At 45.1% G+C, this 12,530-nt stretch carries 7 protein-coding genes; 6 read left to right on the top strand and 1 reads right to left on the bottom strand.

Annotated features, from left to right (window positions below):
• The 6 genes from GX089_12265 to GX089_12290 form a co-directional block, all read left to right on the top strand.
• Positions 1 to 1,225, top strand: a 1,225-nt coding sequence (locus GX089_12265) for a hypothetical protein (protein NLP03263.1), incomplete at its 5' end; no start/stop codon positions are given.
• Between the two features lie 405 nt (positions 1,226 to 1,630).
• Complete coding sequence (locus GX089_12270) at positions 1,631 to 2,527, top strand: TIGR02147 family protein (protein NLP03264.1); 897 nt, start codon at positions 1,631 to 1,633, stop codon at positions 2,525 to 2,527.
• The gene (locus GX089_12275) at positions 2,524 to 3,750 is read left to right on the top strand and encodes a hypothetical protein (GenBank protein NLP03265.1); all 1,227 of its coding nucleotides are present in this window, start codon (positions 2,524 to 2,526) and stop codon (positions 3,748 to 3,750) included. Before GX089_12270 ends, GX089_12275 begins: the two co-directional genes overlap by 4 nt.
• A 351-nt stretch (positions 3,751 to 4,101) precedes the next feature.
• Complete coding sequence (locus GX089_12280) at positions 4,102 to 5,703, top strand: T9SS type A sorting domain-containing protein (GenBank protein ID NLP03266.1); 1,602 nt, start codon at positions 4,102 to 4,104, stop codon at positions 5,701 to 5,703.
• 336 nt (positions 5,704 to 6,039) lie between these two features.
• On the top strand, positions 6,040 to 9,291 hold the full coding sequence (carB, locus tag GX089_12285; protein NLP03267.1) for a carbamoyl-phosphate synthase large subunit: 3,252 nt from the start codon (positions 6,040 to 6,042) through the stop codon (positions 9,289 to 9,291).
• A 17-nt stretch (positions 9,292 to 9,308) separates the two neighbouring features.
• Entirely contained in the window at positions 9,309 to 10,829 is a 1,521-nt protein-coding gene (locus GX089_12290; GenBank protein NLP03268.1) for a DUF1846 domain-containing protein, read from the top strand.
• A 98-nt stretch (positions 10,830 to 10,927) separates the two neighbouring features.
• Here the strand turns inward: GX089_12290 and GX089_12295 are convergent, their stop codons facing one another.
• Positions 10,928 to 11,563: a superoxide dismutase gene (locus GX089_12295; GenBank protein ID NLP03269.1), complete on the bottom strand. Its 636-nt coding sequence runs from the start codon at positions 11,561 to 11,563 to the stop codon at positions 10,928 to 10,930.
• Positions 11,564 to 12,530: the final 967 nt, after the last annotated feature.

Consider the following 12,530-nt stretch of genomic DNA (forward strand, 5'->3'; position numbering starts at 1 on the left):
GCGTTCCTTTATTCCTGAGAATTATGATCGAAAGTTCATGGGTCCGGTTCTTTACAAAGTTGCTCTTGCCAACAGCCGTAATGTTCCTTCCGTACAGGTTCTCAATTCCATTGGTGTAGATCTGTTCTACCGAATGTGTATCTCCCTGGGCCTTACAGATGATGACGGAAAGGCACAGTATTACGGGCTTGGGCTTTCAATCGGAGGCCTTTACTGCTCTCAGGAACAGTTGATGGCTGCTTATATGGCATTGGCAAACAAGGGACTGTGGAGAGACCTGGTGTGGCAAATGGATTTACCGGATACTTCTGAGCAGAGAGGAAGACAGGTTATCCATCCTGAGATAGCGATGCAGATCAGGCGTTTTCTATCTGATCCGAATGCACGGCTCCCCTCCTTTCCTCGTGGTGGGAATATGGAATATCCATTCGCAGTTGCTGTGAAGACCGGTACATCAGAGGGATTTCGTGATTCCTGGTGCCTGGCGTTCAGTGATAAATATCTGGTGGGGGTATGGCTTGGCAACACGGATTTTTCTCCCACGAAAAGATTCAGCGGTTATGAGGGTGCCGCAGCAGTTGTCAAAAAGATACTGATGTTTCTGCACCCGGACCGTGCCGGTGGTTTAAACGATCTGGATTTTCCACCGCCAGAGGGTTATGAGCCTGTCCGGATCTGCCGCTTGACCGGAAAAAAAGCAGACAGATTCACCCCTTATGTGACAACAGAGTATTTCAAACCCGGTACAGAGCCTGTCGAATACAGCAATGTCCAGCAGATGCTTCCTATAGACAAACGAAATGGGTTGATTGCATTTCCGGGATGCAGGGCACCCATTGAATACAGACGGTTTATTGTACTTTCCCCTGAATATTATGACTGGGCAAGATCCCAGGGGCTAGAGGTACCGCCTGAGAGGTACAGTCCTCTATGCGGGGAGATTCCTCCAAGTGACAATTATGAAATTTCGATTACATCTCCACGCTCCAACACACGCTTTTATCTCGATCCGGAAATGCCTCCTGGCAAAAGTACTCTCACCTTGAATTGCAGAGCACTCCCCCAGCCCGCGTCGGTACTATGGTTTGTAAACGGCCAGGAATACAGGGTGGCAAGCTACCCTTTTAAACTTGAATTTCCAATGTCTCCCGGGAAATATGAATTTCAGGCAGCGATCCCGCATACCGACGTCAAGAGCAAACCAGTAAACATAGAGATTTATTGATTCCGGAGTATCGTTGCTGGTTAAGATCAGACAAAAATCAGCATACAAAGATTGGTAGATTCTATGTTGGCTCTTTTTTCAGGAGACATGATCCTCCACCCTGCAGAAAGTGCTCACAATTTTTTATGGTTTTTCAATGATATTTTTTCATAATTAATGGCCTGCCCAGAATTTCTTACTGTAACACAAACCATAGCCAAGTTCTGTTCATCTCCTTTGTTTTCAACATATTACATCTACACAGCTTAACCGTTCACAGGTAATTCCAATCACTGGCAGGCCATTTCTTCTTATCTTTTGTGCTCACAAATTTTTACCAATTACAAATAATTTTTCAGGCAAATAATCATATCAGCACTTATACTATTTAAGTGTTCCAACCGCAGATGTTCCTGGAAGGTATCGATGGTTTCGGTTTTTGACTACACTGACTATCGTCAGTTTCTTAAGGATTTCATAAAAGAACGCCAGAAATCAAAGCAGAGTTTCTCTCTTCGTTGTCTTTCAATGAAGGCAGGAATAAAATCGGGCGGATTTCTCTCCATGGTGCTCAGCGGCAGGCGCAACCTGACTTCAGAACTTGCCGGCAGGATTTCATCAGTGCTTAAGTTGTCCAGAAAAGAAGAGAAGTATTTCCTTCTGATGGTTGATTATGCGCACGCAAAGACTATAGAACAAAAGCACAGTATTCTGGAACAGATGCTTGTCATGACGCGCATGAATTCAGTAAAGAGTCTTGTTCCCGATCAATATGAGTTTTACGAAAAGTGGTATTATTCTGTCATGCGCGAGCTTGTCGAGGTGACGTCTTTAAGGGAGGACAGTACCTCTGCCGGAGAGATGTTTCAACCCCCTATCAAACCCAGAGAAGCCCGTCAGGCATTGAAGCTTCTGGAAAAACTGGGACTGATTTACAAAGACAATGAGGGAGTTTTCCATCGCACAGACACACTCATTACCTGTGATGATTCGATTCGTTCTGTAGCTGTCTGCAATTTCCAGGCTGAGATGATAGAACTGGCTAAAACCGCATTAAAACAGACCGGCAGATCGGAACGGGATATTTCCACTGTCACTCTTTCGATAGATTCCAGTACATGGGAGCAGATAAAGCAGAAGTGCGCCTCATTCAGGGCAGATCTGCTGTCACTTGCAGCCAGAGTCGTAAATCCCGACAGGGTAATACAGGTAAACCTTCAGTGCTTTCCTGTCGCAAAGGCCTGCAATCTCAAAAGCAAATCAGACGGACTCGGGTCTGATACCAGTCTATCAGAAGATACCGGGGAACAGAAGGTGTTATGAGCAGAGGTAAAATTCAATTAACAGCAGCCGTTCTGGCGGTGTTTTTCTGCAGATGCGGATTTGATTTTGCCGGCGGCGGCGGTTCACAGACAACCAACAGCATCACCTGCTGTGTTGTTTCCTGGAGAAACAAACCTGTGAGTAATGCAACTGTTAAACTGATCGATACCAAAAACTGGGCTTGTCTGGTCGCGAACAATTTAAGCCCTGTTCTTGACAGTACAAAAACCGACAGTAACGGATATTTCACTTTCAATAACATGCCTGATAACACCTGCAATCTCCAGGTGGATCATCCTGAGGGCGGAGCAGTGATACGTCATTTCAGTTCCGGATCAACCACGCCTTTTGATACAGTGGTGCTTCAGAAATATGCTGTTGTCAAGGGAAGTTGCACTGCTGACGAGGGCAGCGCGGAAACTGTTGAATTTGAAGGCACAGCCTATAGAGCTGCTGTCGGGTCAGATCAGACATTTAACATCCCGGCTATATCACCCGGCACTTATCCTCTTCTCTTCGGGTCCAGCTCAGGAGCGATTGCTATCGGGAAGACGCTTTCTCTTCTGGCTGGCCAGACTGAAAATGCAGGAAATATCCCGGTTGCGTTCGGGACTCTTCTTGTTGATGATTTCAAGGATGGAGATATTTTCAGCATTCCCGGGCGGATCACCGGTGGATTCTGGTACAGTTTTATCGACACTCTCGACGGTGGATCATCGTGGCTGTCATATAGAATAGCAGACGACAGTGATGCCGATGAAAATTACATAAGTGCTTATATCACTCTTGTAGACAGGCCTAAGGGAGCGTGGGCCGGTGTTGGAGTGACAATGGGATGGGGCTGCAGTGAATGGGACCTCAGCAGAGTAAAAAGTATTTCATTCAGGGCCAGGGGGCGTGGAATTGTACGCGTAAGCCTTGAATCTGCTCTTGTTGACTCAATAAACCTCTGGCCGCATTTCGGCTATATAATCATGCTAGACAGCAACTGGACCAGCTATGAGATCCCTGTTGATTCTCTTAAGCTTATTGCCGGCACCAGGGCATACCAGGAGGGAGTCACATGGAGTGAGGCTGTAAAGCGGGTTAACCGCATTGAATTTGAGACTTCCACGCTTTATCAGGACTCGATCACCGAGGATATCAGAATAGATGTAACGGATCTATCCCTGGAAGGCATTTCTGCCTGGGAACTGTTGTCGCAGATGAAAGGTTCATTTTAAAAGTATAGCAGTAATAAGCAATTAAACTCACCTCTTTCTCAGTCCTTACCCCTTTTTAACTGAATTGATGAGACGGAGGTGGGTTTTTTAATAAAAAAAGCCCTGCACATTCGTACATTTTCACCTGTAAGGTGGATACTTAAGCATTCTATCCTTGCTGACGCATCCCTTTCCAGTCTATCTCCCCCCTGCCTGATACATTATATATTATGTACAAAGATTCCTTGACCTTAACTATAGAAACAGATTCTCATATCTTATGTATATAAATGATGCCATAAAAGAGCAGATGATACAGAGACTGAGAATAACTGGAAATCACACTCTGAATAATCATATCAAAGGTAAACTATGAAAAAGAAAACAGCTTTTTATCCGCTCAGTTTCATCCTGTTCCTGTTAATTATTCATATAAGCGGTGGTGAAACCAATGCGGATTACAGACTTGTTGAAAAAAGTGATATCGCCAGAGTCTGGGCCGGTCACCCTGTAGACTTTGCTATTACAGAAGCTGGTGATTTTCTATATGTTTCCTTTTACGATACAACCCGTCAGATGGTAGTGGCCAGACGCAAGAAGGATTCTGCGAACTGGACATTCAAATCTCTCCCTACGACAACCGGCTGGGATTCCCATAATTATATCGATATGGCAGTCGATGATTCCGGCTACATTCATATCAGCGGCAACATGCATAATGTTCCTCTGATCTATTACAGATCAAGCAGACCCTTTGAAATCGGAGATTTTACCTCTCCAGGAATGATCGGGATTCTTGAGAGAAGTGTTACATATCCTGTATTTATCAAGAGGTCTGATGGGAAGCTTTTTTTTCAGTACCGTGATGGAGGCAGTGGAAGCGGAACGACAATCTGGAACAGTTATGATGTGATCACAAAGAAATGGTCACGGATCACAAGCTCCGGTTTGTTCAATGGAGAGGGTCAGGTAAACGCATATCAGACATCACCGGTGGCAGGGCCCGATGGATTCTTCCATGTTATCTGGATGTGGAGAAACACCCCTGTGGCAAACACAAACCATCATTTATCACATATCAAGAGTCGTGATCTGATCAACTGGGAAACGATGTCAGGAGTTAAGCTTCAGATTCCCATTACTCAATCCACACAGGGTGTAGTAGCAGATCCTATTGGACCCGGCAGAGGGCTGATAAACATGGATTTTGGAATCGGATGGGATTCCAAAGACCGCCCGATCCTGACCTACCATCGTTACGATAATGCATCTGTGAGCCAGATTTTCAACACAAGATGGGAAAACGGCAGTTGGAAAATATACACTACCAGCAACTGGACCAGTTTCAAGTGGAACCTTGATCTTACAGGTTCACTGACACATGATATTGCCGCGCAGCCGGTTACAGTTGAGGATGGGAAATTGATTCAGGATTATGTGTACCGTGACAATGTAAAGAGAAGGTGGGTTCTCGATGAGAACACATTGAAACCTCTGGAGGACAAGATTTACGAACATCCGGAAGCTATGAAGGAGATGTATGTGGTGGAATCGACATTTCCCGGAATGCAGGCAAATATTAAACGATTGGGAGACTATTATATCAAATGGGAAACCCTGCCAATAAACCAGGATATGCCAAGGAGCTCTTATCCATCCTCAAGCGTCCTTAGAATGTATCACTTTTCTCATTCTACACCAGTGGTTTCATCAGTAATGGCCCGGCAAAGGACAATCTCTCTTGAAATGTACCCTGGCATGATCAGGCTATCTGCTGTAACCCCGGGAAATTACAATGAAAAGCGGCAACTGCGGATATTCAACCCCATGGGAAAGGAAGTTCTGGAAAAATCAATATATGCCAATCAGGTGCAGACAATTCCCACATCCGGATGGGCAAAAGGCATATATATCGCCAGAATAGCTGAAACCAGAGATAAAAAGAGCGACGTAATCCGGTTTGTGCTTCAATAAAAATTCAAAGAATACGGAATTTCATTAACCGGGGCACTGGAATTATTTCCCAATGATGTTGAAGTTGTTTCTGCACTCCCCTACCTGCTAGTGCAAAATCAATTTTTCCCCTCTGAATGCCTTGAATTGGAGCCGATCAAAATGTATTTTTTTGCTTTCCGAGTACAAAAATGTATCAAAATGAACCTGATTTCACATTAATGCCAGATACGCTCTTCTGTAGCACAAATACCCCCATCTCCCCACTATCCAATAAGAAAATCATAAAAAGGCTGCTCCGGCAGCCCTTTTTTTATAAACAGCTCTTAAGAAAGTCCCCCGGAAGGAGACCATTTCATGCCAGTCCGCAATGATATTAAAAAGATCATGATTATCGGATCAGGTCCGATTGTAATAGGCCAGGCCTGCGAGTTTGACTATTCAGGAACCCAGGCGTGTAAGGCTCTTAAAATCCTCGGTTACAAGATAGTGCTTGTTAACTCCAATCCCGCTACAATTATGACCGATCCGGGTATGGCAGATGTGACCTATATCGAGCCGCTGAATCTTCACACAGTTGCCAAAATAATCGAAAAAGAACGCCCGGATGCCCTGTTGCCCAATCTGGGTGGTCAATCAGCCCTCAACCTCTCATCGGAGCTTGCTAAAGCAGGTGTGCTGGAAAAGTATGGCGTAAAGGTGATCGGAGTCAATATCGATGCCATAGAACGGGGTGAGGACCGTAAGGCATTCAAAGAGACAATGATGAAACTGGGAATTGACCTCCCCAAAAGTGAGCTTGCCTACTCAGTGGAGGAAGCTGAAAAGATAGCTTCTGAAATAGGCTATCCGGTTGTGATACGTCCTGCTTTTACAATGGGTGGTTCTGGTGGTGGAATCGTCTACAATGTAGAAGAGCTGCGTGTGATTGCAGGACGCGGTATCAATGCCAGCCTCATAAATCAGATTCTGGTTGAAGAAGGGGTCGTAGGCTGGGAGGAGCTTGAACTGGAGGTAGTGCGTGATGCAGATAACAAGATGATTACAGTGTGTTTTATAGAGAATGTGGATCCTATGGGTGTACATACCGGGGACTCCTTCTGCACTGCACCGATGCTCACTATCAGCAAAGAGGTTCAGGAAAAGCTTCAAAAATGGGCATACGCAATCGTTGAGGCAATTGGAGTAATCGGTGGAACCAACATCCAGTTTGCCCACAATCCGAAAACCGGACGTACTGTTATCATAGAGATCAACCCGCGTACATCTCGTTCTTCTGCACTTGCATCCAAAGCCACCGGTTTTCCCATCGCTTTAATCTCCGCAAAGCTGGCCAGTGGCTTGACATTGAAAGAGATTCCCTACTGGAGGAGCGGAACTTTAGACAAGTACGAACCACACGGAGACTATGTAGTAGTAAAGTTCGCACGCTGGGCATTTGAAAAATTCAAGGGTTCAGAGGACAAGCTGGGTACTCAGATGAAAGCAGTTGGAGAAGTGATGAGTATCGGCAAGAATTACAAGGAAGCGTTTCAGAAAGCTATCCGTTCTCTTGAGATCGGGCGCCACGGGCTGGGTTTTGCAAAGGATTACAACCGCAGACCGCTCCGGGAGCTTATCGATCTTCTGCGCTGCCCTTCCAGTGAACGTCATTTCATAATGTATGAGGCACTCCGCAAAGGCGCATCGGTCGACCAGATTCATGAGATCACAAGCGTAAAGAAATGGTTTATTTCACAGATGAAAGAGCTGGTCGACCTGGAAGAAGAGATTCTTACTTGTAAAGGCAAAGAACTGCCATCGGAACTGCTTATCAGGGCAAAGAAAGACGGGTTTTCCGATAAATATCTCTCAAAAATCCTCTCTGTTCCGGAAAAGGCCATAAGAGAGCGCCGCAAATCGATCGGGTTGATGCAGGGATGGCATGCGGTACCGGTGAGCGGAGTGGAAAATGCCGCTTACTACTACTCAAGCTACAATGCACCTGATACGATTACAGTGAGTAACAAACGTAAAATAATGATTCTTGGCGGTGGTCCAAACAGGATCGGTCAGGGTATCGAATTTGATTACTGCTGCGTTCATGCCGCATTTGCCCTGAAAGACCGGGGTTATGAGACGATAATGGTAAACTGCAACCCAGAAACCGTTTCCACCGATTATGATACATCTGATAAGCTTTATTTCGAGCCGCTTACAGTCGAGGATGTATTAAGCATTTACGAAAAAGAAAAACCTGAAGGAGTGATTGTTCAATTCGGAGGCCAGACCCCCCTGAACATAGCTCAGGAGCTTCAGGAGGCAGGAGTAAAGATTCTTGGTACCAGCGTTGACATGATAAACCTGGCAGAAGACCGCGACCTTTTCCGTCATAAAATGGATCGGCTGGGTATCCCCATGCCTGAATCCGGGATGGCATGTACGCAGGAGGAAGCTCTGTCGGTTGCCGGAAAAATCGGCTACCCTGTAATGGTCCGCCCCTCATTTGTTCTTGGCGGACGGGGCATGGAGGTGGTTCACGATGAAGAGATGCTGAGGGAATATATTGTAAAAGCAGTTGATGTCACCCCTGAGAGACCGATTCTGATTGACCGTTTTCTTGTCAATGCTCTGGAATGTGAAGCTGATGCTCTTGCCGATGGAGAGGATGCGTTTGTGCCTGCAGTGATGGAGCATATAGAACTGGCTGGAATTCACAGCGGTGACTCTGCCTGCGTTATTCCTCCTGTCAGTATTTCACAGAAAAATCTCAATACAATACGTGATTACACCACGAAGCTTGCCCGTGAATTGAATGTAGTAGGACTGATGAATATCCAGTATGCTATTGAGAAAGACAAAATATACGTACTGGAAGCCAACCCCCGCGCATCGAGAACTGTTCCGCTGGTATCGAAAGTCTGCAATACCCAGATGGCCAGAATAGCAACACAGCTCATGACTGGGAAAAAGTTATCTGAAATCGGATTGAAACAGAACACTATCAATCATTTCGGAGTAAAGGAATCTGTCTTTCCTTTCGACAAGATGCCGGAAGTGGATCCGCTGCTTGGACCTGAGATGCGCTCTACCGGAGAGGTGCTTGGTATCGCAGAAAACTTCGGGCTTGCTTTTTTCAAGTCCCAGGAAGCAGCCATGCTGGATCTTCCTCTCTCAGGAGCGGTTTTGATAAGTGTTTCCAAAAAAGACAGGCCTGCAGTGCTTGAGGTTGCCAGGGAATTTAATGCACTTGGAATGAAAATACTTGCAACCGAAGGAACTCATCATTTCCTCAAAGAACAGGGAATCGCCTCTGAAATGGTAAATAAACTCCAGGAAGGCCGACCCAATATTCTGGATAAAATCATGAACAGAGAGATTCAACTGGTGATAAACACCCCTGTTGGCAAAAGCAGTCAAACCGACGATTCTTATATACGTAAAGCTGCGGTAAAATACAAGGTTTCCTATATCACCACTCTGGCGGCAGCCAAAGCTGCTGCAAGGGGAATCGCTGAACGGCAGAAGAAATCTACGACTGTGAAGTCACTGCAGGAGTATCACAGTGAGATTTCCAGCGTTTTGCCGCTGCAACCCCAGACTCAGGATGAGCCGGCAGTTTCAATATAAGATCAAGGAGTTTACAAATGGCCCCAAAGACCGGCTTTGATAACGAAAAGTACCTGACAGAGCAGTCCGCTGAGATACTAAGAAGAGTTGAGCAGTTCGGAGACAGGCTTTACCTTGAGTTCGGGGGCAAGCTTCTCTATGACTATCATGCTTCCCGCGTTCTTCCGGGATATGATCCGAATGTCAAGATGAGACTTCTGCAGAAACTCAAGGATAAAGTCGATGTGATACTGTGCATTTACGCCGGAGATATCGAGCGTAAAAAGATGCGGGCTGATTTCGGGATTACCTATGATACCGATGCGCTGAAGCTCATTGATGATTTGAGAGAATGGGAGATAAACGTCTGCGGCGTAGTTATCACCCGTTACGAGCAGCAGCCCACGGCTACTCTCTTCAAAAACAAGCTTGAGCGCAGAGGCGTGCGGGTCTATACGCATCGGTTCACAAAAGGATACCCGGTGGATGTTGAGACGATTGTCAGTGATGAGGGCTATGGGGCAAATGCTTATATTGAATCATCAAAACCGTTGATCGTGGTGACAGGACCCGGTCCGGGCAGCGGTAAACTCGCGACATGTCTCTCCCAGCTTTACCATGACCGCAAGAGGAATATCGCGGCAGGATACGCCAAATTCGAGACTTTCCCTATCTGGAATCTCCCTCTGGATCATCCGGTAAATGTCGCCTACGAAGCGGCGACTGCTGATTTGCGCGATGTAAATATGATCGATTCTCATCACCTTGCGGCATACAATAAGATAACGGTCAATTACAACCGCGATGTTGAAGCATTTCCGCTCCTTCGCCGGATCATCGAGAAGATCACTGGCGAACCCTGTTTTTACAAATCCCCGACCGATATGGGGGTAAACAGGGCCGGTTTTGGAATTACGGATGACAATGTGGTGCGTGAGGCTGCTACACAGGAGATAATCCGCAGGTTTTTCCGCTACTCATGCGAATATGCAATGGGACTGGTTGAAAAGGACACAGTTGAAAGAGCGGAACTTTTGATGCGTGGTATAGGGGCCAATCCAAACGACCGACGTGCTGTGGCACCTGCGCGCGAAGCTGCTGCAGAAGCCAGAGAACGCGGCAAAGGCTCGGAAGGCGTTTTCTGCGGAGCATCAATCGAACTGGCTGATGGCACAATTGTTACCGGAAAAAACTCCAACCTGCTCCATGCATCGGCGAGTCTCATTTTGAATGCAGCGAAACACCTTGCCGGAATCCCTGATAATCTTAAACTTCTGCCGTCAAATATCACAGAGACACTTTCACATTTTAAGCGCGATGTACTCAGGGGGAAAGAAGTAAGCCTGGACCTTGAGGAAACACTCATAGCCCTTAGCCTTTCAGGAATCTTCAATCCTGCCGCACAGGCTGCAATTGAAAAACTTGAACAGCTTCGCGGATGTGAGGTTCACATGACCCATATCCCGACACCGGGTGATGAAGCCGGACTCAGGAAACTTGGAGTGAACCTTACAAGTGATCCGGATTTCGCTACAAAGTGCCTCTTTATAGGGGAATAAAAGTTTCGATCAGATGATCGTTTTAATCCGGATAACAGTAAATCTCCACTGTTATCCGGAAATATAACCGTAGCCTTCTACCGTCTCTTTTCTCTGATTCATTCTATCTGCAGATTGTATTCCGCGAAATCCCAGTTGGCGAGATTGTTTACAATTGCAAGCACATGATCTTCACGTCTGTTCTGATAATCCAGATAATAGGCATGCTCCCAGACATCGATACCGAAAACCGGTTTCAGGTTATGAGCGATTGGATTATCGGCATTTGAGGTCTTGATAATTTTCATTTTTCCATTATCCATGACCACCCATCCGTAACCGCTTCCGAACTGAGCGACAGATGTGTTTATCAGCTCTTTCATAAAGTTGTCATAATTTCCAAAGGAAGAATTCAGGGCTTCGAGCATCTTCCCCTTTGGTGTCCCTCCTCCTTTGGGAGACAGACAGTTCCAGTAGAACCAGTGATTCCAGGCCTGAGCGGCATTGTTAAAGAGTTTTTGCTGATCTGGATTACCGGCGGTGCCCTTGATTATCTGTTCGAGGGTAGATTTTTCATACTGGGTACCTTTGATCAGCTCATTAGTGGTTGTTATGTATTTGCGGTGATGCTTATCGTGATGAAAAGAGATGGTTTTTTCTGAAATGTGCGGCTCAAGATCTTTTGGATCGAACGGCAGAGGAGGCAGTTGGAAGGGAGGAGTGGATTGGATGATGTCGAGGCCTTTGGGTTCCATAGATAAGTTCCTCCTTTGGAGTTTAGGTTTGAGTTGCAGGGGAAAAGGGAGCAATTGGAGTGCCAGGATTTTTTACCTCAGAGGTTTTTTGGTTACTTAAGTGACAGTTTCAGAAATTTCGAGATCCGAAGAAGAACACGGGTTGTAGGGTGTTTCCCGAGGGATCGTCTAAACAGGGTGGCTGGTTTTGGGCTTCAAAAAGTGCCCATTTCTGGCCGGTTTTAAGTGCCCGCTAACACTGCTGCAAGATTAAGGCACGTAGCAGGTACCAAATGGAGCTCACAGAGATATCTTAATATGATACCTTTGAAAAAGATGAACCTGAAGAAAGTAGCAGCTTAAAAAATCAACTACCTGTATTAAAGAAAAGAATTTTTATATACCGGAATGAGGATTAACAGAAAAGAATGTGCGAAAAAATCTTGACACTACCCTATTTTCTTTTCTTGGACTTATCAAAATTCTTATGCCACCTAAAAAGAGAACTAATGCAAAAAATGACATTACATTTTTTGCATATTTGAATTCAAAAGGGTTAACTTTAGTTGAAACATGAATATAAATTGATATCAAAAGTAATCATGATGCTAAAAATTAAATATGTTACTTCGATTTTAGCCCTTTTTAAATAAAAAATAATCAATCCAACAAGCAAAATTATTGACAATGTATCAAAAATAATACTACTTAAAACAGGATCTGACTTCGTTGCAGAAATGCCCAAAACTATAAATCCACATAATCCCAAAGCTATAATTAAATTGAGTAATCTCATATTGATAATTCCGTCTATTTAAATTAACATCATAGCTGAAATACGACTCCAACCCGTACCTGAATAGCTTCTCCAAGATAATGAATCTCCTATTTAATTATATCCATTTAAGAGCACTTTCTACATAACTTTTAATACCTGAAAATGATCAGTCCAATCTTTCCCTTCAATCATTATTTCACCTCTGAGGAC

Origin of the sequence: Fibrobacter sp., assembly GCA_012523595.1 — a bacterium.
Classification (GTDB): domain Bacteria; phylum Fibrobacterota; class Chitinivibrionia; order Chitinivibrionales; family Chitinispirillaceae; genus JAAYIG01.

What these genes read in the sequence shown, in the direction of transcription:
- GX089_12270 (NLP03264.1), top strand. Translation starts at nt 1,631, where the DNA reads ATGGTTTCGGTTTTTGACTACACTGACTATCGTCAGTTTCTTAAGGAT.
- GX089_12275 (NLP03265.1), top strand. Translation starts at nt 2,524, where the DNA reads ATGAGCAGAGGTAAAATTCAATTAACAGCAGCCGTTCTGGCGGTGTTT.
- GX089_12280 (NLP03266.1), top strand. Translation starts at nt 4,102, where the DNA reads ATGAAAAAGAAAACAGCTTTTTATCCGCTCAGTTTCATCCTGTTCCTG.
- carB (NLP03267.1), top strand. Translation starts at nt 6,040, where the DNA reads ATGCCAGTCCGCAATGATATTAAAAAGATCATGATTATCGGATCAGGT.
- GX089_12290 (NLP03268.1), top strand. Translation starts at nt 9,309, where the DNA reads ATGGCCCCAAAGACCGGCTTTGATAACGAAAAGTACCTGACAGAGCAG.
- GX089_12295 (NLP03269.1), bottom strand. Translation starts at nt 11,563, where the DNA reads ATGGAACCCAAAGGCCTCGACATCATCCAATCCACTCCTCCCTTCCAA.